This window comes from Kurthia sp. 11kri321 (assembly GCF_001534765.1).
Classification (GTDB): Bacteria; Bacillota; Bacilli; order Bacillales_A; family Planococcaceae; genus Kurthia; species Kurthia gibsonii.
In genome coordinates, this window is the sequence record NZ_CP013217.1 from 1,538,678 (window position 1) to 1,561,590 (window position 22,913).

25 protein-coding genes are annotated in these 22,913 nt (G+C 37.4%); 4 read left to right on the plus strand and 21 right to left on the minus strand.

Annotated elements, in window-relative coordinates; all coding sequences use genetic code 11:
* Window positions 1-154: 154 nt before the first annotated feature.
* Both ASO14_RS07925 and ASO14_RS07930 read left to right on the plus strand, forming a co-directional pair.
* Window positions 155-1,186: a YdcF family protein gene (locus ASO14_RS07925; protein ID WP_068453631.1), complete on the plus strand. Its 1,032-nt coding sequence runs from the start codon at window positions 155-157 to the stop codon at window positions 1,184-1,186.
* A 14-nt stretch (window positions 1,187-1,200) separates the two neighbouring features.
* A complete protein-coding gene (locus tag ASO14_RS07930) occupies window positions 1,201-1,737 on the plus strand; it encodes an HdeD family acid-resistance protein (RefSeq protein ID WP_068453632.1) in 537 nt (178 codons plus the stop codon).
* Window positions 1,738-1,871: 134 nt separating this feature from the next.
* Here the strand turns inward: ASO14_RS07930 and ASO14_RS07935 are convergent, their stop codons facing one another.
* The 5 genes from ASO14_RS07935 to ASO14_RS07950 form a co-directional block, all read right to left on the minus strand.
* A complete protein-coding gene (locus ASO14_RS07935; protein WP_068453634.1) occupies window positions 1,872-2,411 on the minus strand; it encodes a GNAT family N-acetyltransferase in 540 nt (179 codons plus the stop codon).
* 150 nt (window positions 2,412-2,561) lie between these two features.
* Complete coding sequence (locus ASO14_RS07940; protein ID WP_335339050.1) at window positions 2,562-3,158, minus strand: SCO family protein; 597 nt, start codon at window positions 3,156-3,158, stop codon at window positions 2,562-2,564.
* Between the two features lie 58 nt (window positions 3,159-3,216).
* Window positions 3,217-3,351, minus strand: a complete 135-nt coding sequence (locus ASO14_RS14865) for a YvrJ family protein (RefSeq protein WP_082701423.1) — start codon at window positions 3,349-3,351, stop codon at window positions 3,217-3,219.
* 60 nt (window positions 3,352-3,411) lie between these two features.
* Window positions 3,412-3,627 carry a DUF2922 domain-containing protein gene (locus tag ASO14_RS07945; protein ID WP_068453641.1) on the minus strand — a complete coding sequence of 72 codons (216 nt, stop codon included), beginning with the start codon at window positions 3,625-3,627 and terminating at the stop codon, window positions 3,412-3,414.
* A gap of 20 nt (window positions 3,628-3,647) precedes the next feature.
* Entirely contained in the window at window positions 3,648-3,854 is a 207-nt protein-coding gene (locus ASO14_RS07950) for a DUF1659 domain-containing protein (protein WP_068453643.1), read from the minus strand.
* A gap of 90 nt (window positions 3,855-3,944) precedes the next feature.
* Here ASO14_RS07950 and ASO14_RS07955 point away from each other — a divergent pair, with 90 nt between their 5' ends.
* A complete protein-coding gene (locus ASO14_RS07955; protein WP_156422359.1) occupies window positions 3,945-4,397 on the plus strand; it encodes a PH domain-containing protein in 453 nt (150 codons plus the stop codon).
* Between the two features lie 211 nt (window positions 4,398-4,608).
* Here ASO14_RS07955 and ASO14_RS07960 read toward each other — a convergent pair whose 3' ends face one another.
* From ASO14_RS07960 to ASO14_RS08035, 16 genes are all read right to left on the minus strand, one after another.
* Window positions 4,609-5,742 carry an acyl-CoA dehydrogenase family protein gene (locus ASO14_RS07960; RefSeq protein WP_068453645.1) on the minus strand — a complete coding sequence of 378 codons (1,134 nt, stop codon included), beginning with the start codon at window positions 5,740-5,742 and terminating at the stop codon, window positions 4,609-4,611.
* A 12-nt stretch (window positions 5,743-5,754) separates the two neighbouring features.
* A complete protein-coding gene (locus tag ASO14_RS07965) occupies window positions 5,755-6,951 on the minus strand; it encodes an acyl-CoA dehydrogenase family protein (RefSeq protein ID WP_068453647.1) in 1,197 nt (398 codons plus the stop codon).
* Between the two features lie 12 nt (window positions 6,952-6,963).
* Entirely contained in the window at window positions 6,964-7,401 is a 438-nt protein-coding gene (locus ASO14_RS07970; protein ID WP_068453649.1) for a Zn-ribbon domain-containing OB-fold protein, read from the minus strand.
* Window positions 7,402-7,414: 13 nt separating this feature from the next.
* Window positions 7,415-8,578, minus strand: a complete 1,164-nt coding sequence (locus tag ASO14_RS07975; RefSeq protein ID WP_068453651.1) for a thiolase C-terminal domain-containing protein — start codon at window positions 8,576-8,578, stop codon at window positions 7,415-7,417.
* Window positions 8,571-8,993, minus strand: a complete 423-nt coding sequence (locus ASO14_RS07980; protein ID WP_068453656.1) for a MaoC/PaaZ C-terminal domain-containing protein — start codon at window positions 8,991-8,993, stop codon at window positions 8,571-8,573. The genes ASO14_RS07975 and ASO14_RS07980 overlap by 8 nt, the downstream gene beginning before the upstream one ends.
* Before the next feature lie 12 nt (window positions 8,994-9,005).
* Entirely contained in the window at window positions 9,006-9,452 is a 447-nt protein-coding gene (locus ASO14_RS07985; RefSeq protein WP_068453658.1) for a MaoC family dehydratase N-terminal domain-containing protein, read from the minus strand.
* Entirely contained in the window at window positions 9,442-11,616 is a 2,175-nt protein-coding gene (locus ASO14_RS07990; protein WP_068453660.1) for an acetate--CoA ligase family protein, read from the minus strand. Before ASO14_RS07990 ends, ASO14_RS07985 begins: the two co-directional genes overlap by 11 nt.
* 352 nt (window positions 11,617-11,968) lie before the next feature.
* Window positions 11,969-13,843: a helix-turn-helix domain-containing protein gene (locus ASO14_RS07995; protein ID WP_068453662.1), complete on the minus strand. Its 1,875-nt coding sequence runs from the start codon at window positions 13,841-13,843 to the stop codon at window positions 11,969-11,971.
* 801 nt (window positions 13,844-14,644) lie between these two features.
* Window positions 14,645-15,157 carry a CcdC family protein gene (locus ASO14_RS08000; protein WP_068453664.1) on the minus strand — a complete coding sequence of 171 codons (513 nt, stop codon included), beginning with the start codon at window positions 15,155-15,157 and terminating at the stop codon, window positions 14,645-14,647.
* Window positions 15,158-15,180: 23 nt separating this feature from the next.
* Window positions 15,181-15,543 (minus strand): response regulator, encoded by a 363-nt coding sequence (locus ASO14_RS08005; RefSeq protein WP_087680471.1) that lies wholly within the window; start codon window positions 15,541-15,543, stop codon window positions 15,181-15,183.
* Window positions 15,544-15,599: 56 nt separating this feature from the next.
* On the minus strand, window positions 15,600-16,310 hold the full coding sequence (locus ASO14_RS08010; RefSeq protein WP_068453666.1) for a cytochrome c biogenesis CcdA family protein: 711 nt from the start codon (window positions 16,308-16,310) through the stop codon (window positions 15,600-15,602).
* 113 nt (window positions 16,311-16,423) lie between these two features.
* Window positions 16,424-17,104 (minus strand): nuclease-related domain-containing protein, encoded by a 681-nt coding sequence (locus ASO14_RS08015; protein ID WP_068453667.1) that lies wholly within the window; start codon window positions 17,102-17,104, stop codon window positions 16,424-16,426.
* A 69-nt stretch (window positions 17,105-17,173) separates the two neighbouring features.
* Window positions 17,174-17,815: an HAD hydrolase-like protein gene (locus tag ASO14_RS08020; RefSeq protein ID WP_068453668.1), complete on the minus strand. Its 642-nt coding sequence runs from the start codon at window positions 17,813-17,815 to the stop codon at window positions 17,174-17,176.
* A 255-nt stretch (window positions 17,816-18,070) separates the two neighbouring features.
* On the minus strand, window positions 18,071-19,444 hold the full coding sequence (gene argH, locus ASO14_RS08025; RefSeq protein ID WP_068453669.1) for an argininosuccinate lyase: 1,374 nt from the start codon (window positions 19,442-19,444) through the stop codon (window positions 18,071-18,073).
* A complete protein-coding gene (locus ASO14_RS08030) occupies window positions 19,444-20,646 on the minus strand; it encodes an argininosuccinate synthase (protein ID WP_068453671.1) in 1,203 nt (400 codons plus the stop codon). The genes argH and ASO14_RS08030 overlap by 1 nt, the downstream gene beginning before the upstream one ends.
* A gap of 223 nt (window positions 20,647-20,869) precedes the next feature.
* Window positions 20,870-21,751 (minus strand): LysR family transcriptional regulator, encoded by an 882-nt coding sequence (locus tag ASO14_RS08035; RefSeq protein WP_068453673.1) that lies wholly within the window; start codon window positions 21,749-21,751, stop codon window positions 20,870-20,872.
* Window positions 21,752-21,860: 109 nt separating this feature from the next.
* Here ASO14_RS08035 and ASO14_RS08040 point away from each other — a divergent pair, with 109 nt between their 5' ends.
* The gene (locus tag ASO14_RS08040) at window positions 21,861-22,877 is read left to right on the plus strand and encodes a DUF2332 domain-containing protein (RefSeq protein ID WP_068453674.1); all 1,017 of its coding nucleotides are present in this window, start codon (window positions 21,861-21,863) and stop codon (window positions 22,875-22,877) included.
* The last annotated feature ends 36 nt before the right edge of the window (window positions 22,878-22,913 follow it).

The following is a 22,913-nucleotide window of genomic DNA, read 5'->3' on the forward strand; positions in this document are numbered from 1 at the left end:
GAAATATTTATCATTAAACATAAATATACAACTTCCCCTTTTTATTCTATAATTTACTCTAACCTATCCCTTCATTGTTTAGTAAATTCATTTTGCGTGAATAATATCTCTATACATAATATAGGATAAGTTGTTTTGGAAAGGATGTTTGTTTATGGATGTTTATCTGTTTTTAATAGCCATATCCCTTGTGCTATTTTTTTGTAGCTTTGTTCTTCACCACGTAAATCCAACTAGTCTTTTTACAGGTTTAGCTATTTTACTATTCATTTTATCAGTTGGACTAATTTTTTTCGCTACTCTATTAAACCATTTTGAACGTTTTACTTTTTGGCTGATTGTTCCTATCGCTATTTTCTTTCTTATACTAGCTGTATTTTGGCTTTTTATTTTAGTTATTATGGTATTTGTGAATACACGTTCTGTTTTAAAAAGAGAACGTTTTTCAATCGGCAATCTACTTCCTTTATTTTCACTCATTGGCTTTGTTGTATTAGAACTTATTTTATTCTTGTTACAACATTATTACGGTGATGTTCGAGTTGTAAAAATGATGCTTGTTTTTATTCATTCAACGATTAGTTATATTATTTTGCTTTTTTCTCTTTATACATTTACAGCTGTTTATTATAAATGGATGCCTACTTTTAAAAAAATCGACTATATTCTCATATTAGGTTCAGGTTTAATTAAAGATCAGGTAACGCCTCTACTTGCAGGACGTATTGATGCAGGCATGCAATTTTTTAAAAAGCAAAAAGTAAAACCTACGATTATTGTTTGTGGGGGAAAAGGTGCAGACGAAAACATCTCGGAAGCCGAAGCGATGAAAAAATACATTGTGGAGAATTATGAATCAGATCTACCTATTTATTTAGAAAATCAGTCTACAACGACTGAAGAAAATATTCAATTCGCTGAAAAAGTCGTACAAGAACAAGATCAGCGAGATTTAAAAAAGGCAAATGTTGCTATTGCCACAAGTACGTACCACCTTTTACGTGCTGGAAAATTAGCACAACAACTCGGAATTCGAGCTTTTGGTATTGGTGGTAAAACAAAACTTTATTATATTCCTACTGCTTTTATTCGTGAGTTTATAGGGTATATAGTATTGAAGAAAAGAACGAATATCTTAATTGTGTCGTTTCTTCTATTATTTGCTATTATTAGTAATCTATTTTAAGGGAGGTTTATGAAATGAAAAAAATCACAACATTTACTTTAATTACAGGAATTATTTTTATTGCATTTGGGATTTTCTTTTTAGTAAAACCCGAAATCGCATTGAAGTCTATGGTCCTAATTGCTGCTGCACTTGCAGTTATCAAAGGGATTTTTGATATTTTCAATTATCTATTCTCACGTAAAAAATCAAATAAACCTGAAACATCTAGTCTAATTTCTGGTTTATTTATTTTAGCTTTAGGTATCTTGCTATTCTTTAATGCCGATTTTGGTATTCTATTTACTGGTTTCTTATTTGCACTTTGGTTTGCAATTGAATCAATTATGACATTAATTACATTAAAATATTTCCGCGTAAAAAGCAGCCCAGCTTTTTATATCATTTTAGCCTTTACAATTATTGCGCTTGCTTTAAGTGTATTAATGTTTATCCGTCCGTTCTACTCGGCAATGAGCTTTACAATTTTAACAGGAGCTTATTTCTTAATTCAGGGAATTGTCTTAACAATTATTTCGATTAATGTTCGATCTTGGTTCTCATTTAAATAAGTGAGGATGTAAATTGTAAAATATTCAATCTATCTTTTTTTAACATTCACAATAAAAATCCGAAATCGTAAGGTTAAACGATTTCGGATTTTTTCTATTTAGATATGCTTTATATATGTTTTTATTCTTATAGACTAGCGAGCTATATTTAAAAATGCATAAAAGTCATCTTTTTCTACAACATTTAGAATACATGGTTGTTGTTCTTTTTCTTCTAAAAATTGGTGTTCTTCTGGATAGTCATGCATAATGTGTTGACGAAGGTACGGGAGTTTTTGCTGTGCTGCTTGTGAACGAAGATTTTGTGTACGTGCCCCTAAAAATACACGTTCTAAACCATATGTATCAAAAGCAATTTTTAAAATCTCACATTTGGCACGTTCATTATAGCCCCTTCCCCAATAAGGTACACCTAACCAACTTCCTAAATGACATGATTTTTTCTGTTGGTCGATGTACATTAACGTTGTAACCCCAATCATTTGATGATTATGAAATACAAGTCGTGAACAGGTCGTACCTTCTTTTTCACCTTGTTGCATCTTTTGGATAAATTCTAAACGATTTTCTAATGTTTGATTTACTAAACCAAGCGCATCTGCTACAAGTGGATCGGATGCAAGTTCATGAATTCTAACAGCGTAATTCACGTGATGTGGCTTTAAATTAATCATAAAAACTCCCTCCTTTAATTAATTTGTCATTATATAGAAATACGGTTCTACTGTCTATATAGAATCAAAAATAATGTTTTAAAAGACAAAAAATACCATTTAATAAAAACAAAATGGTATTTTTGACTTTATTTATTCTTTTTTTAGATACTATTTACTATCTTGAATGATACTTTCGACATCCACTACAATTTCATCTTTTGGTACGTCTGTAAAGCCGCTATATGTTTTAACGACATGCCCTTGTTGATTCACAAGGGCAAAACTTGTACCATGTGTCACTTGATCTTCACCCTCTGTTTTTTTCACAAGTGTTTGAAATGACTTCACTGCTAACTTTTCGATATCTTGCTGTGTATAGCCTGTCAGTAAATCCCACTTCGATTCATCTGCTACTTCATAATTTTTTAAATAATTTGCTAGTTTTTTCGGTGTATCAACTTCTGGATCAACACTAAATCCGACGATACGATAATCTTCAATCCCTTTTTCTTTTAAGGAGTCTTGAATATCTGCCATATTCGCCATCATCGGCTGACAAACTGTTGTACAGCTTGTAAAAATGAATAGTGCCAGCCATGGTTTCCCTTGTAAATCATCTAATGTAACCGTCTTATTTTCATGATTTGTGTACTGGAAATTCTGTATTTCAATATCTTTTTCTGCTTTAAAGTTTGTTGTTTTACCACAAGCTGCAAGCAATATACACAAACAACTAATTCCGATTAATATCTTCCATTTTTGCATCATGTCACTCCCTTATCCCTCACTATCTTACAATTTCATACAACAACTGGCAATCATCTTAAGAGGAATGTTTGATTAATTCAACAAGAGCATCATGAATCGCTTGTAGACGTGCTTCTACTCGGTGTAAGAGATAAAAAGCAACAACTACTGGAAAACCGATACTCTGTATAAATGTCATCCATTCTTGCATATTTTTCACCTCTTTCTATAAAAAAAGAGCCATGTCCAAAAGACACAGCCCCTTTTTGTTTTATGCGATCACTGGTGTAGTTGTTTGTTCCACAATCTCTGCAGATGCAATGGAATCAATTTCACCTGCTTTTGGCTTAAATACACCGCTTGCTTTAATCGACTCCATCACTGTGCGGACTTCTGTCTCTGTTACGTCTGCTTTTACGCCATCTACCGCAACAACGAATGTTCCTTTGGGTAGTAAATTAAACGTCATTTTCAATACTTTACTCATTGTGTTTTCCTCCTTATTAATTAGATTGTTTTAGTTGTGACGATTTCTGCTTGGACTACTGCATACGCTGATAATGATGTAATCGCATTTTTTACAGCTTCAATTTCTGTAGTCGTCGCATTTTCATGAATGTTGCCGAATGTACGGGTTTGTTTTAATTGCTTATCCCCGTCCATTCCTACTGCATACTGGATTTTTAAGCTTGCACTTTTGAATGTTGCGGCCATGTGAATCACCTCCTTTCAACCACTACATAGAACTCGGTTTCATAAAGGAGACAATATTTGGTATAATATTTTAAAAAGGAGGTGTATCACTTGGTTTTCCGCGCAAAAAGAGATCGATTTTTTATCGGTTTTATTAGTATTACATCCATTATTTTATTGCTTTCATTCCTTTTACCAATTCTCTTTGATCCTACATTACAACTTCAGGATTTAATGATTTTAGCTATTGTTTTATTTAGTGTAATCGGTTTATTATGGTGGTCTACTTTTTCAATTCAATATACATTTTTAGAAGATCTACTCTACATAAAAGGTGGCCCATTTCGCAGTAAAATTCCTTATCACGCGATTACGTCTGTTTATGCAACTAAAAATATCTGGACGGGCTATCGTATTCTCTCATCGAAAGAAGCGATTGAAATTTTAAATAGTCAAACGATTCTTGGCAGTATTAAAATTTCACCTGAACAGCAAACTATCTTTTTACAAGAACTTGAAAAACGTGCGCCACAAGTACAAATTCAAAACAAACTAAAAATATAGATTGGGACAAAACATGTCACTCCCCTTTTTTAGCGTTCGCAACGAAAAACTGGAACCGCGCCACAGCGTGATTCCAGTTTTTCTTATGCTCATGTTACAGCCTGTTTCCATGTGTATTTACATATTCGGAAAGGAATACAAACCTGTCAAATTTGTAAACGAATATGTCGTCCGTTCATTGCTTCTATCCAAACAATGAATAAGCCTTTACTTAAACAATTACTTGTTGTTCTACTGCTGTTAAACCAAGTGCTTTAGCAGCTTGTGCGTAATAGTCTGCTGTACTACCTAAATAATGTTCATAAAAGCGAGCGCGCTTCACATATAAATGGCAATCTAATTCTTCTGTAAAACCAATACCACCATGAATCTGTACGCTATGCCCAGCTACACGATTGAATGCCTCTGTCGCGAAAATACGTGCTGCTGCTACTGCTTGTACACGATCTTCAGCATTCGTTTCGTATGCCCAGTTTGCATAATGTGCAAGTGAACGAGCTGTTTCTAAATCCATCTTCATATCGACAATACGGTGTTTAATCGCTTGGAATCGTCCAATCGGTTGACCGAATTGTTCGCGAATATTTGCATACTCTGTTACGGTATGAACGATTCTGTCAAGACTTCCTACAATCATTGCTGAAAGTGCGGCATTGAATGATAATAAGCTCTCTTGAATCGCATGCCAATCGCCTATTACTTGTTCTTCTGTGTAAGCAACATTTTGGAAGAAAACATTTGCCACGTGACGCGTTTCATCCATACTTGCTTGTGGTTGAATCGCAACATCCGCTGTTGGAACGATCATTGCGCGAACGCCTGCTTCATCGCGCCCTTCTTGAACGCGTGCAATGACAACTAGATAATCTGCTAATTCTGCATCTGGTACCATTATTTTTGTACCGTTTAATTGACCATGTTGTGCGCTCAGTTGAATACCTGCTGGACGGTACGAGCTTTCAGGCTCTAACCAAGCAATCGATACCTTCACTTCACCTGAAGCAATACGTGGCAAGTATGTTTCTTTTTGATGTTGCGAACCGAATTTTTGTAAGAGCGGCACAACGAATGACTGTGTTTCAAGTAATAGTCCAGGTAATAAGACTGCACCAGCTTCTTCAAAAATGGGTACTAAATCAAGCGCGCCTAGTCCCATTCCATCATACGCTTCTTCGATATTTAATCCTGTACAGCCCAGTTCTACTAAAGAATCATGACTTTGTTGGATGGCGATACAATCACCTGCTGCATAGCGTCTTGCAATTTGTGTACCTTCTAAATCAGCTAATGATTTTTTTGCGTAATTTCGAAACATTTCTTGTTCTTCACTTAATGAAAAGTCCATGTTGTCGCCCTCCTATCGTCCCATATCTTTTGGTAAGCCTAAAATACGTTCAGCAATGGTATTTTTCTGAATTTCACTCGTTCCACCGCCAATTGTTTGACCGAATGAATACAAGTAATTATCTTGCCAATATGAATTGCCCACTACTGCATCTTCTTTCCATAACACGCCTGGATGACCTTGCAGTGATACAGCTTGTGCAAGTAGTTCTTTTGTTAATTCACTCACTTGTAGTTTATCCATTGAGCCTTCTGCACCTGGTTGCCCTGTTTTTAATGATTTTGTTAAATTGCGGTAATAGTTTAAAAGAGAGCCTTTTGTTTTCATATATAAATCGACAAGGTTCTTTTGTACAAGTGGTTGTTCGATGACGAATTCTCCATCTTCTCGTAATGATTTCGCAACTTCTACTAATTCATTGTATTGTTTTTCTACAGTGAAAACTTGTGCGCCAATACCTGTACGTTCGTGCATCAGAAGGGCGATAATCACGCGCCATCCTTCATCTACTTCACCGATAATTTGAGCGTCTGTTGCGACTGCATTGTTTAAATACACTTCATTAAAGTCATGTTGACCGTCCATTTGAATAATCGGCACAGTTTCGACACCTGGTTGATGCATATCAAGTAAGAAACATGTAATCCCTTTATGCTTTTTATCGAATTTATTGGTACGTGCTACAAGGAAACATTGGTCTGCCATATGTCCGAAACTCGTCCATACTTTTTGACCGTTAATAATCCATTTGTCGCCTTCTTTGACAGCCGTTGTTTGAATTGCGGCAACGTCCGATCCTGCATTCGGTTCTGAGTAGCCTTGACACCATACTTCCTCACCTGTTAGCATCTTCTTCATATAGCGCTCACGCTGTTCCTCTGTACCAATATGCATTAATGTCGGTCCAACCATATGAATTCCTACATAGTTGACAAGTGGTGGTGCATCGACGCGTACCATCTCTTGATGGTAGACGATTTCTTCCATTAACGTCGCATTACGACCACCGTACTTTTCAGGCCATGCAATGGCAGCCCAACCACCTTCATATAATTTGCGCTGCCAATCGCGTAAAAATAGTTCATATTCTTTTGTTTCTTTATTAATCGCAAATGTACCGTCAAGCCACCCTTCTGGTAAATTCGCTTCTAACCAACTTCTCAACTCTTGGCGAAAAGCTTCTTCTTGTGGTGTGAATGAAAAATCCATGTAATTCCCTCCTTATACGAGCTGCCATTGTGGAATGGCACGTTCTTCGTTAATGGTTTCCCAAATCATTTGTACTGGCTTACCAATTGCGATATCCGTTGGTTCACAATTTAGTACATTACCGATAATGGTAATGTCTTGTTCTTTTAACTTCACAACGGCAATAACAAGTGGACAATCTTCCATTGTGTAACCCGGTAAGAATGGACGATATGAAATAACATATGAGTAAATTTCACCGAAGATTTCCGTCCCTTGATCTTCCCAAATGACGTTTTGACTACCACAATGGCTACATGCTGGGCCTGGTGGATGTGCATATTGACCACAATCCGTACATTTTTGAAGTACAAGATGATGTGCATCTGCTGCATCCCAGTACGGTGCATTGTCGATTGTTTTAAATGGAATTGGTTTTGTATAGGTTGTTTCTTTGATTTGTTCTGTCATCTAAAGCGCCTCCTTAATTGTGTAAAATCATCGCTCCTGCAATATCTGGTCCTGCCCATCCTGTACAAATACCGACATCATGATTTTTCGCTTGGCGATTCGTTCCTGTATATTCACCGCGAACTTGTCGCACGATTTCAAGGACATTGTTCATGCCATGTGTATAACCTTCTGCTAACATGCCACCTGCAAGATTTGTTGGTAAGGCACCATCAATTTTTAAATTCCCTGCTGCTACAAACTCACCAATTTGTCCTTTCGGCGCAAGTCCATATGCTTCTAATTGACGTAATACAACCCAACTGTAGCAGTCATAAATACTCGCCACTTGAATTTCAGCTGGTGTAATGCCTGCTTTTTCGTATAAATCTTTTGCGACATAATCGGCCGCTACTTCTTCAACGTTTTGCCAGTAATGTGCGTGTGATACACATTGTCTAGCAGCAATCCCCAAAATATAGGCTGGTTTTTGTTGCAGCTGTTTTGCACGTTTTGCTGATGTCACAATGATGGCATTTGCCTCATCTGATTCTAAGCAAAAATCATGTTTATTGAATGGATCACTTAAGTCAGGTGTTGCTAAATATTCTTCCATTGTTAGTGGTTTACCATAGAAAAAGGCTTTTGGATTTTGCTGTGCATATTCGTAAGCCGATAAGCAAACATGTCCTAAATGTTCTTTTTGAATTCCGTTTAAATGCATATGACGTTGTGCGAAAAGCCCGAACCATTGCGATGGACTGCCTGCACCGTATGGAATGATGAATGAACCACCATCAATAGCTGTTTGTAATAAATCCGTACTCCAACCGCCACCGCCCATACGTACGCCAGAACGTCCATTCATCGCGCGGTAAATAAGAACGGTATTCGCTTGTCCTGTCTCAATTAGACTGACTGCATCTGCGATGAGTAGCTCTGTACTCGAACCACCGCCTGAAATATCTTTTACATAGCGTGGACGAACACCTAAATACGTTGCTACTTGGTGTGCTGTACATGAGTCGCCTTCTGAATAACTCATGAAACCATCAATTTCTTGTGGATCGATTCCTGCATCTTGAATTGCTGCTCTTGCTGCATCCAATGCTAAATGTAACGGCGTTGTACCTGAATTTTTTGAACGCTCACTTTCTCCAACACCGACAATTGCGTACTTACTTCTCATTTCATTCATGTGTATGCACTCCTTCAAATACGAGAATAGCTGTACCATTTCCAACAACTTCTTGCGGTCCTTTTGAAGCATAAACATTCAAGTGGACGCGTTTGCCTTCTATTTTTTCAACGATGGCTGAACAAGTTACTTGTTCTTGTGGGAATATCATCGCACCAAATCGCATACGAAATTCTTCCACGCGCGCCTTTTTACCTGCTAATTGATTCACATATTGACCGAGCTGTCCCATCACGAACATACCATGCGCAATGTTCGTTGGTAATCCGACACTTTTAGCCACTTGTTCATCTGTATGAATTGGATTTAAGTCACCTGATGCTTGTGCATATGCAACTAACTGATCATTGGTAATCGGTTTATTCGTGATTGGTTCGATTGTCTGTTCAACTTGTAATTGTTCTAATACCAACATCTTCTTCTCCTCCTATACATGTTGCTGTGCAGCACGATATACGATATTCGTTCTGCTTGTCACAACTAATCTGTCTGTCGTATCGTACATATAGGTATCAAGTACAATGAATTCCATCGTCCCGTTTTTCCCTTGTTTTTCATAAACGTCTGAAACGACTGCATCACATGTTAAAACATCTCCTGGAACGATTGGACGTTCATAGATAAAAGCCTGCTCACCATGTAGCATACGTCGTTGGTCGAGTTGTAAGTCGATGGCGCCACCTGCTGCCCCAATCGCAATCGGGTAGGTTGGCGGAGCAGTAATGCGACCATACGCTGTCGTTTTAGCATATTCTTCATCGAAATAAAGTGGTGACGCATCACCAATTGCACGTGCAAATGCTTGTATATGTTCAAGCGTGACATGGAATGTAAATGACTCTCCCTTTAAACCAATTAAATGTTTATTGGACATCTGTTAACCCTCCTACCACTACATTTTCTTCTACTTTTTTCAGTGCCATCATGGCATCTGCTGCTTTGACGCCTTTTTCATAAACAATCAGTGGGTTAATATCTAATTCTTCAATTTGATCGTGATCCATCATAAGTGAAGATACGCGTAATAGCACATCAATAATCGCTTCTGTATCTACTTTCACCTTACCTCTAGCGCCATGTAATAGTGCTTTTCCTTTGAGTTCTTCTAACATATCCACTGCATCTTTTCGTGATAATGGTGCTACGCGGAATGATACATCTTTGAAGATTTCAACGAAGATACCGCCTAGCCCTACCATGATGACTGGTCCGAATAACGGGTCGCGCTGTGCTCCAATAATCATTTCGACACCTTCACCGAGCATCTCTTGAACTGAAATACCGTTGATGATGGCTTCTGGACAGTAATTTTTCGCATTTTGCATAATTTCATGGAATGCTTGCTGTACTTCTGCTTCATTTTGTAGATTTAAGCGAATCGCATCTGCTTCCGTCTTATGTGGAATTTGTGCAGAATCCACTTTCATTACTACCGGATAACCCATTTGCTCTGAAACGGCTTTTGCTGCTTCAACATCCATCGCAATGACACGATTCGTTGTTGGAATACCGTATGCTTGAAGAACCGTTGCCGCTTGCGCCTCGCTCAACATCTCTTGACCTGCAATCAGTGCATCAATCTCTTGCTTTAAGAAGATTTCTTGCTCTGCTACTTCATCAAACTGCCCTCGGTATTGTTCTGCATATGTTACTAATTTAGAAAGCGCACGAATCGGATTTAAGCTACCTGAAATAACAGGAATACCATGTTCTACTAATGTTTTTGTAGCTGGTGGATATGTCATCCCTTCAATCTCAAATGTTGTGACACAGACAAATTTATCGGACTTCTCACAAAGCGAGATGAACTCTTGTAAAATCGGCATCTCTTTCGTCCAATTATGTGGAAATTCTGTAAAAATAATATTGTGTACATCTGGGTCCTCTGTTAGCGCTTTCATTGGAGCTAAAAATAATTCTGGATTCGTTACGGAAGCTGCTGCTGTTAAATCAATCGGGTTCGTTGCACTAGCATAACTCGGAATATCTTCTCGAATTTTCGCTTTTGTTTCTTCAGAAAGCGGCACAACATGTAACCCTAAACTTTCACAACGATCCGCTTCGTTAATTCCACGACCACCCGAACTTGTGACGATAACTGTATTACGCCCTTTTGGTAATTTATTCGCTAAGAATAATTTAGAGAATGAAATGATATCATCATAATCATCTGCACGAACGATTGCCGCCTGCCTGAAGAATGCATCATAAATATTATCTGCACCTGCAAGTGAACCTGTATGAGAAGCTGCTGCTTGGCTGCCCGCCTCACTACGTCCTGTTTTCATCAAAACAATCGGCTTTTTACGTTTTAACGCTTCTTTTGCTAAAGCAAGTAGACGTTTTGGATCACGTGCACCTTCCATATAGCCCGTAATAATCTTTGTTTGTTCATCGTGAATCATATATTCAATGAAATCTGCAAATTCCGATTCCATCTCATTTCCTGTACTAACAAAGTAATTAAATAAAATACCGTTCTGTGCTGCTGCCATATACGTTAATACACCGAAGGCACCACTTTGCGATACATAGCCAACACCTTTTTTACCGTCTGTTGGAACCATTAAGATGGCAGGTGAGAATGTGCCAATTAAACCATTCGATGTGTTCACAAGCCCTACACAGTTTGGTCCAACAATTCGAATACCATGCTGTCTTGCAAGCATCGCTAAGCGTTGTTGTTGTGCAATTCCTTCTTCTCCTGTTTCAGAGAATCCAGCTGCGAAAATAATGACTGCTTTTACCCCTTTTTTCGCACAATCGATGATACCTTCTTCGATTTGATTCGCACTCGTACAAAGAATCGCTAAATCGACTTCTCCTTCGACTTCTGATACAGATGGATAACAACGTAAACCTGCAATTTCAGTGGCTGTTCGATGAATTGGATAAATCTCACCTGTGAATTTCCCATCAATTAATGCCTGTACTTGTAAATAACCAATTTTGTACTTACTTTCTGAAGCACCTACAACTGCAATGCCTTTCGGGTTAAACAGTGGAGCCAATGTTTCGTAATGACGATTTTCGAGCATGTTCCATCACCTCTATATGTGTATTAACAGACATTTCTGTTACACCTATTGTAGCGAAGGCTTAAGTTGACGCGATTGTACCGTACACACTAAGTTCATATACTTATATACAAATGGCTTATTATAATTGAGCCTTCAAACCCTTGAACCATCTCGTTTTACATTTTTTATCATTTTTTTGTTGTACAAGCCAACCACGCTTTTCGTACATGTGAATCACGACGTACGTGATGTGTAAACATCGAAAACAAATGAATAGAGGATTAGCTTGAACTAAAAATTTAAGTCTTTTCGAGAATTAAAATAACATAAAGTAGAAATAAAAAGGATTAGCGATTGAACGCTAATCCTTTTACTCTAACCAACTTTGTACTTTTTTTGTTAATGGACGTAAACCACGTTCCATCTCACCTAGTTCACTAATGGATAATTGAAGCTCTTCTGCTAACTGTAGTAACGAGTAATTACGTTGTTGACGTACTTCTTTTAATGTTTTTTTCTTTTCTACTTTTTTAGTAGTCTTTCGTTCAATTGTTGCATACTGTTTTAAAATAGCTACTGGTGGTTCAATAATAATACCTGTTTCCAACCATATTTTCGCCCATCCTTTAAATTCTGCAATGGATTCATCCCATTTTTCATATTGCCAAGATTGAATCACACCATCTGCTTCCAATTGATCGAGTGCTTTTTCTAATCGCTCTCGTGTACGCGATGGTAAACGCTCGTTCATCGGAATGCCAATCGAATCTAATAATGTACGAATCGCATTCGGCGCTAAATAATCTGCTTTTCGTGCCTGTGTGCGCCAGCGCCAACTCAAATAACGACTGAGTCGCTTTTCATGCAACTGTTGTGTTGGATGGTAATGTAGCGCCTTCATATGTTGTAAAGCTACTTGTCGCCCCGCCCCCGTTAAATAATGCGCAAACGCTTCATCCAATGAAAAATAAATTTCTTTTACAGGTTCATGTGGCGATAATGCAAAATCTTGTCCTAATGCATCTTTGAATAAGAAGGTGCGCCCCTTTAGTGTTGTATATTGTGGTGTCCCCTTTTCAAAACTAAGTAATTTTGTCAATGACATATGAATGCTTTGAATATTACATAATGACTGCATAATTTGGATTTTTTGTTTATGGTCGTAGCCACCTCGTCTACCGTCACCACTTCGTTTCGGTTTTAGTCCTCTATAATGAAGTAAGTCCGTAATCGTCACTTTGATTAACTCATTCGGTTGACGTTTACGCGATAAAAAGACATTACATAGCGCATCAAATACATCAACATCAATATCTGAAATTTTCCCCACCTGCTCCCACGCATATTGCAAGGCATGATCTCGTACGAATGGATTAATTTCAAAACGTCCTTCTGTATTGCCCTTCAAAACAATAGCCGTTGGGTAAGGTGAACCAATATGATGTTCAAAATTCTTTTTATAAATCGCCTCTCGTACTAATTGATACGGTAGATTGTTCATTACAAACAAATGATTTTCAACTGTAAACTGTGCTGTAAATTCACCCATTTTTGTCTTTTCATCTTGTAGATGATGCAGAATTTTAGGTAATTGATTTGTTTTTTTCAATTCACATAAAATTTCTTCGAGCCACTTTTCTAAGTAGGCATTCGTCGCATCCGTCATCACTTGCATGAACTCACCCTTTTCAGCGAGTTGTTGCGAAAAGAAGTCGAAAAATAGATAGTTAAGGTCAGTGTCATTCATTTGACGTAATTCCTCAATCGAAACATGGTCGAGTAATTTAACGATGACCCAATTTTTCACCTGATTTTTAAAATCATAATAAAAAGTTAACCAACGCTCATCTGATAAAAATGTCGTTTGCTGAATTAATTGTTGTAATTCATGCATCGTTTCATCCAATATAGCTGGATTTTTTAATTTCTTTTCAAGTGTAGGATGTTCTTCGAAATGGTATGCCACAAGCGCCTTTGCAATTTCCATGACCGTCTCTTTTCTAGCCTGCATTCGAATATTATAAAAAAGCGCTTCATTCTGTTCATATGTTTTTGCCCATACGACAAATGATTTTGCATGAAATGTATGATGCACCTCTGGCAATTCAATAATTTTCGATTGATTGAATTCTTTTTGTAAAAATTGAACATGTTTCTTCATTGAATATTGTTCATACACACATAAAATATAAAAATCTTCAATACGTTCAGCCACTTCCATTTGTTCCGTTACGCTTACTGCCATACCGCTCCTCCTAACTTATTAACATAGTGATTCATCATTCATTTCTTTTATTTTACATAAAAGAGAATAAAAATACCATAAATAGCTAATGTAATACATAAAATATATTTTTTATGTATTATATGGTTAGTTTTGTCCCTTTCAATGGTGCTGATTCCCTTTCGCGCGGCATTTTGTCCCTTTCAACAGCGACGTTTCCCTTTCGCGCGGCTATTTGTCCCTTTCAAACCGATAGATTCCCTTTCGCGCGACTATTTGTCCCTTTCAAACCGATAGATTCCCTTTCGCGCGGCTATTTGTCCCTTTCAAACCGATGGATTCCCTTTCGCGCGGCATTTTGTCCCTTTCAACAGCGACGTTTCCCTTTCGCGCGTGCATTTGTCCCTTTCAAACCGATGGATTCCCTTTCGCGCGTGCATTTGTCCCTTTCAAACCGATGGATTCCCTTTCGCGCGGCATTTTGTCCCTTTCAACAGCGACGTTTCCCTTTCGCGCGTGCATTTGTCCCTTTCAAACCGATGGATTCCCTTTCGCGCGGCATTTTGTCCCTTTCAACAGCGACGTTTCCCTTTCGCGCGGCTATTTGTCCCTTTCAAACCGATAGATTCCCTTTCGCGCGGCTATTTGTCCCTTTCAAACCGATAGATTCCCTTTCGCGCGGCCATTTGTCCCTTTCAAACCGATAGATTCCCTTTCGCGCGGCTATTTGTCCCTTTCAACGGCACAGATTCCCTTTAATTTAAAAAAACGAGCTACATTTCCTATAAGGAAACATAACTCGCTCGAAAAAACTCGATTATTTTATTGTTCTACTTTTTCAAATGTATGTAGCGGTATTTTCTTTTCTAAACGCTTGTATTGCCATAGCATCGCTAAGCGCCATGGTAGAATCATTGAAAAGGCTAGAATCCAGAACAGACCACCTAATTCACCTAAGTGAAATTCGCCACCTAAATAGATTTTCGCAATTGTACGGAAAGCAAGTAAACCCATTAATACAAAGAAAAATGCTTTTGACGGTTTTAAAAAGATTTGCTCATCTAAAATATGAAAACGAGACGTCTTAATTAATAGAATGGAACAAAGCATACCGACTATAACAGATGTGATAGTATGATCCCATGAAACACGGAAATACGGGAAGATAAACATCAAAGCTCCTGTTGCCATACCAAGCGGCGGAATAATTATTTTTTTGACTGTTGCAGGTTTTTTGGCTGATTTTACTCGAATGAGCATCATCATCGTTCCCATGAATACGACTAAAACTGTTGAACCAATTAGTACATATTGAGAAGGAATCGAATTAAACATATAACCCTCTCCTTATCTTTACACTAAATTACAATCATTTGACGAATAATACGTTTAAATTGTTCATGATCAAATGGCTTCGTCAAAAAATCTTTTGCACCGTTTTCAAGTGCTTTAATGACGACTTTTTGTTGCCCTAGAGCTGTTACGACAATAATTTTAGCACTTGGAAATTCATTTACGATTTCTTTTGTAGCATCCAATCCTGATAATACGGGCATCGTTACGTCCATCGTAACAAGATCTGGCTGTAATGTACGATACAGTTCAATTGCTTGTTGACCATTCTCAGCCTCTCCGACAACTTGTAAACCACATTCAACCGCTAGTGATTTAACAGTTTCACGCATAAAAACGGTATCGTCTACTACTAATAAAGTTGTCAATCTGTCCACCCCTTTTATCGTTTTATAATATACTACTTTTCACTATTTTTAGCTAGTTAAAAACCAATAAAATCGCCAAAAATCGGTGACAATAAGCGATTAAAAATCGTCATCGCATTAAAGAAAATAATGATTCCAAGTACAATCATTATGTACCCGCCAACTTTGACTAATTTTTGACCATTTCGCTGAATCCAACCTAGTCGTGTGACAAAGAATGATAAGAAGAAAAATGGTAGTGCGAAACCAATTACATATGCCAGCATATACCAAATGGCTGCATCTGGATTCGATACGCCAAGCGCAAAGATTCCTGCTAAAATCGGTCCTGTACATGGTGTCCAACCCGCTGCGAACACAAGTCCAATAAGCGCTGAACCAATATAACCTGCTGGTCGACTCTTTAATTCAAACTTTCGTTCCTTCATTAAAAATTGTGGTGTGAAAATGCCTGCTGTGACTAAACCAACAATGACAAGTAAAATACCACCGAATTGACGAATAATTTCGTCATACTCTCTAAATAAAGAGGAAACAAATGTTGTACTAAAGCCTAACGCAATAAAAATCAATGAAAAACCAAATAAAAAGAATAACGTATGTAAAATGGCTTTTTTTTGCATTAAGCCTTTTCCTTTTTTAATATCACCAAACGATACCCCTGTTATGTACGAAAGAAACGCAGGATACAATGGTAATGTGCAAGGTGAAATGAAACTTAAAAACCCTGCTCCAAACGCAATGAGCAAATTCAAATCTGTATTCATATTCCTCTCCCTTCAATTATAAAACAAATTCTAAAAAAATTATTGTATTTTCTTGATACTTTACAATTAAAAACTGCATATACCTCAATAATAAAGAGTTATACACAGTTTGGCTAGGAAATCGCTTTATTCCCATAGGTTCTTTTTATATTTTCCACATGTTCTAGCTTAGTTTCCTCTGTTGTCAGTTGCCATGGATCAAGTTGAGTTTGAAGTGCATGTACTGAAATCTGACTTGGAAGTGCTTGTAAAACATCATATAAAAATACTAATTGCGTTATTTTACAAATATATGTGTTATCTGCTGGCATCGGATCAACATGCACAGCCGCATCACGTCCAAAGACAATGACAGAATAAATGGGTTTAACCGAACCGATTAATGCAGTTAACGCTCGAATATGCGTCGCGTTTTGACGTACAGGACTATAAAAGCGCTGATCGAACGTTTCACTAAAAGATTTTGTCCAATGGGAATCGTGAATTGTTCCATATATGTCCCCTGTATAATTTTTTGATTCAAATACAAAAATACCTTTTTCATGAACCATTAATACATCAATTTCTGTCCATTTATTTTGTGGAAGTGGAATGTAAAAGTTTTTGTATAAAACAAATTGTCCAGGTAACTGTGAAAGAAAGTCGACGATTTCATTCTCCAGCTCTTCGCCTCTTTGCTCCGCTGTTACAACCTCTGCTTCATCTTCTTGAAAGATGGATTCTAAAGGCTTTTGTCGATGGTACAGTATGATAAGACTACTAAAAATGCAGAGGGTAAGTAAGATGATAAACATAGCTGTGTCCTCCTATATAAATTCATCATACCCCGAACATATGTACAGAATCAATCTTTTGAAATAATATTACTTTAATAAAAGTGGTAACGCTTTAAAGTTTGTCACAACTTCGTCTGCCATATGTAATTCCTGCTGCTGTGCAAAGTCAAATGCTACACCAATTGCTTTAAAGTGATTTTTGTGTGCTGCTTCAAAATCTGAAAGTCGATCCCCAATAACAGCTCCTTCTTCCAATTGCTGTTCTCGAATAATACGCGCTACTAAATCTGCTTTATTCCCTGATGACTCGACATCAATACTGTATACGGCTTGAAAATATCTTTGTAACTGATACGTATCAACAATGGCTTGTAAATAAGCTGTTTGACCGTTACTTGCAATAAATAGCGGATCTACTTTTGATAATTTACTCAACACATCTTCTACACCGTCATATAAAGCTCCTTGTCGATTCTGAATACAACGAATTAATGCATGCTGAAAAAAATCATTACTTACTTGGTGTTGAGATTCCGTATGTAATGGACAGAGCGTTCTCCATACTTCTGGTAAAGGTACACCCATAATCGCTTCATAACGTTCTAATGGCGTCTCTCCTTCCCATAACCCTTTGTCACGTAACATTTGAAAAGTTTCTTCTAGTGCGGGTGCTAAAATTAAGTTCGTTTGAAACAATGTACCATCCATATCGAAAATATACCCTCTCATATAACCACTCCTTTTCATTACACATATTTTACCATAATAAAAAACAACTCCCCTCTGGAAGTTGCCTTTTCTGGAACATATGTATGTCCCGTTTGGAATTCATTCCCCTCTGTGAATTACCTTCCAATCTATTTCAAAACATTGTACACGATGGAGCTAGCAAAAGTTTCTCCCTCTGGCATCCCTTTTGGTGAAATGGTGCGACATTTCCCATGAATCGCGTTCCCCTCTGTGAACAGACGCTCCATGTCTTACTTATAACAATGTTTTGGCATGTTGAATTTGTTTTGTTACTTGTTCAAAGCCTGTGCCGCCTAATGAATGACGACGTTTTACTGCGGCAACAGGTGCTAATACATCATAGACATCTGCTTCAAGCAATGTACTTTCTTTTTGCATCTCCTCTAATGGCAGATCCAGTAGATAAATGCCTTTTTGAATACATGTAAACACTAACTTTCCTGTTACTTCATGTGCTTCACGGAATGGCATCCCCTTCGTTGCTAGATAATCTGCTAATTCTGTCGCATTTGAGAAGTCATTATGAACTGCTTTGTGTAGCACTTCTTCATTGACAACCATCGTGCGAACCATGCCTTCAAAGATTTTTAACGAGCCAACGACTGTATGAAGTGTATCAAACATACCTTCTTTATCTTCTTGCATATCTTTGTTATATGCAAGTGGAATACCTTTTAATACGGTTAATAACCCCATTAGATTACCGTATGTACGTCCTGCTTTACCACGAATCAATTCTGCCATATCTGGATTCTTCTTTTGTGGCATAATACTTGAACCAGTTGAGAATGCATCATCTAATTCAATAAACTTGAACTCATCTGTCGACCAGATGATGATTTCTTCTGCAAAACGTGATAAGTGCGCCATTAGCAGTGAACTATTTGATAAGAATTCTACGATGAAATCACGATCACTTACTGCATCAATTGAATTTTGATATACAGCTGAGAAGCCCATTAATTCGGCACTTAATTCACGATCAATCGGGAAAGTTGTACCTGCTAATGCACCCGCACCAAGTGGCGATACGTCAATACGTTTCATTGATTCCGTAAAACGTTGTTGGTCGCGCTCTAGCATCCAGAAATACGTCATCAAGTGATGTGCGAATGAGATTGGTTGTGCACGTTGTAAATGCGTGTAACCTGGCGCAATTGTATCAATATGCGTTTCTGCTTGTTCTACAATCGCTTGTTGCAATTTCTTAATCAGTGCAATCACTTCTGTGACACGCTTCTTTAAGAATAGATGCATATCTGTTGCAACTTGGTCATTTCGACTACGACCTGTATGGAGTTTACCTCCAACAGGACCGATTAAGTCGATGAGCATTTTTTCAAGATTTAAATGAATATCTTCGTGTTCCACTTTGAATTCAAGGTCTTGATTTTCTGCTTTTTCTTGTAATGTGTGTAGACCTTTTAAGATGGCATCTACTTCATCTGCTTGTAAAATACCGCATTTACCAAGCATCGTTACGTGAGCGATACTGCCTTCAAGATCCTCTGTAACTAGTTGTTGGTCGAAACCAATCGATGCACCAAATTCGTCTACCCATGCTTCAGCCGATTTTTGAAAACGACCGCCCCATGCTTTGCTACTCATTATGCTTTACCTACTTTTTTACCGTTAACGATTGCATTAACTTTTGTTGGAAGGCCCCATAATTCGATGAAACCAACTGCTGAATTGTGGTTGAACTCATCGTCTTTTGTATACGTTGCAAGTTTTTCATCATATAGTGAGTTCGGTGATTTACGTCCTTCAACTACTGCATGACCTTTGAATAAACGTACACGAACTGTACCGTTTACATATTGTTGTGTATCTTTAATGAACGCTTGGATTGAGTTACGTAATGGTGAGAACCATAAACCGTTATAGATTAGCTCTGTTAATTGTTTTTCAACAACTGGTTTGAAATGCGCTAATTCTTTTACAAGTGTTAAATCTTCTAATTCTTTATGTGCAACAAGTAGTGTGTGCGCACCAGGAATTTCATAAACTTCACGTGATTTAATCCCTACAAGACGGTTTTCAATGTGGTCGATACGTCCAACACCATGTTTACCAGCTAATTCATTTAATTTTAAAATCATATCTGCTAATTTGTATGATACGCCGTCTAATTTTGTTGGTACACCTTGTTCAAACTCGATTTCGATTACGTCTGCTACGTCTGGTGCATCTTCAATTTCAACTGTTAAATCATATGCATCTTTTGGTGGTTTTGCCCATGGATCTTCTAAAATACCACATTCATTTGCGCGACCCCATAAGTTTTGGTCGATTGAGAATGGTGAGTCTAAGTTGATTGGAATTGGAATATTGCGGTCTTTTGCATATTCGATTTCCTCTTCACGACTCCAGCCCCATTCACGAACAGGTGCTAATACTTCTAAATCTGGGTTTAAAGCGTTGAATGCAACTTCAAAACGAACTTGGTCATTCCCTTTACCAGTACAACCATGTGCCACTGCTGTTGCGCCTGTTTGTTCTGCGATTTCAACTAATTTTTTCGCGATTAACGGACGCGATAATGCTGATACTAATGGATATTTTTGCTCATACCATGTATGTGCTTGTAAAGACATTAATGCGAAATCTTCTGCAAATTCGTCTTTTGCATCGATTACGTATGATTCAACTGCACCAACTTTTAATGCTTTTTCTTGAATATGTTTTAAATCTTTTCCTTCACCTACGTCTAAGCAACAAGCGACTACTTCATAACCTTGTTCTTGTAACCATGTAATTGCAACAGATGTATCTAAACCGCCTGAATAAGCGAGTACGACTTTTTTCATTTTTATTTCCTCCGATTCGTGTTGTGTATGTTTATACGTTTTTATTTTATATTTATGCACTTATCATAGCATGGTATTTTTATGAATGCAAGTGTATTTTCATGTATTTTGTATTTGTTTTTAAAAAAGGTTTAAAAGCCTTTTAAACATTGACTTTCAAACCTTTTTTATCTCTATTCTTTTTATGCATATTTTGTGTTTATTCATGCATATTTGCATTTTTCTATGCAAAATGACGTGATTCAATCACTTCTATTAAACTTTTTTCAAGCGAGCGTAATTCTTTATATAGAAAGTATAGCGATACATTCGGTAGTGGAAAGCTTTGAAAATCGTAAATATTCAACCTTCCCTCCATCATATCTTTTCGTAAAATGAGTTTTGGTAAAAAAGAGATTCCTAACCCATCACGAATAAACTTCTTCACCGCATATGAATGCGATAACTGAATTTGTTTACACGATGGATAATGGCGCGCCACTTCTTTTTGAATGTAAGCAAAGTTCGTTGGATCATGTCCTGTGAAAAGAGGATATTGTTGAAACAATTCATGTTCTTCAATAAATACGCCCGTCTCATCGTCATATTGATCGAGTGGATAAGCGAGTTGTAATGGGCTCTCCACAAATAGATGACTACGCACACGTTTTGATCCAGGCTGTACTAAACCAATCGCTAGTTGAATATCTCCTGCTTCTATTAACTGTTCCATCTTCTCCGACTCTTCAATCGTAATCGAAATTTCATACTCAGGATGTGTACTAATAAATTCATATAAAATATTTGGCAAAATCGTTTCCACCATCATCGGTGTAATGGCAATCTGACACTTCTCAATGACACCCTTTTGTTGCAGAGCAAATGTTTGCAAACTCTCATCCCACTGCTGCTTCATCTTTTTCGCCTGTACTAAAAATAATTTCCCCGACTCTGTTAATGTTACGCGATTATTTTCACGCTTGAATAATGTCGTATTCAAAGCATCTTCTAACTGTTTAATATGCACCGTAATACTCGGTTGCGATAAGTTTAATTGCTCCGATGCCATTCGGAAATTTTTATACTTGGCTGCAACGAGAAATGTTTCAATCCAACGATATTCCACTTCACACACCTCTTTACTATTTTTAATTAAAACATTTAAATATATTTAATTTTATTAATCATTCTTTTATTTTACTATAAAAGTAGTAAAAATAATCGGAGGGAAGCTTATGACAAGAAATTTGAAAGGGATTTTTGAACAATTTGCCCAGCAAGAGTGTCACAATTCGAGTCCATTATATGAACAATTGTCTTATGCGATTGCACAAGATGAAGCGATTTTGCGCATTGCTGCCCAAATTCCAAAAGAACAACCCATTCCGAATTTGCTCTTTGCCTCTGTTCAATATTTATTGATGACACAAGAACATCCACTGCGTGCATTCTATCCACGTTTTACGGATTTTGTACAATCACCGATGGAAGCGTTCCCACATTTTAAAGATTTTGTCTTAACACATACACAAGAACTTGCTTATCTTTTTGCAACAAAGCGAGTTCAAACAAATGAAGTAAGACGTTGTGCTTACTTGTATCCAATGCTTTGTGATATTTTCGAACAACATAAAAAACCGCTCGCACTCATCGAAGTTGGCACAAGCGCTGGTTTACAGCTTGGTATCGACCATTATCAATTCCGTTATGGCGATACAACAGTTGGCGATCAAACGAGTTCACTGACATTACAAAGTGATAACCGCGGAGAATCTTTACCAAAAAGTATTGCCAAACCTTTTGAAGTGGCGACACGAATTGGTATCGACTTACGTACAATGAATGTAAACGAGGAAGAAGATTTAGATTGGTTGAAAGCACTCATTTGGCCTGAACATACTGACCGTCTACAATTACTCAATCAAGCTGTGCATATTACACGTGAATTACCGATTCAATTAGTGGATGGTGATGCAACGAAGAAATTACAACGCATTGCAACGCAAGTACCTGAAGAAGAAATGCTTGTCATATTCCATACATATGTAGCGAATCAATTCTCACCTGAAGCGAAGATGAATTTGATGCAGTCACTTATTGCGATTAGTAAAACACGCCCTGTTTATCATATTTACAATAATTTATATGATGAACAACTACACCAAGATTTCTTACACGAACACCAAATCGAAGAAATTCGTCGTATCGACCAAGCGGAGAGCCACGCACGCTGGTTCAAGTGGAAGAATTAAATATAGTCATTTAAAACATAGAAACCCCCGTATGAT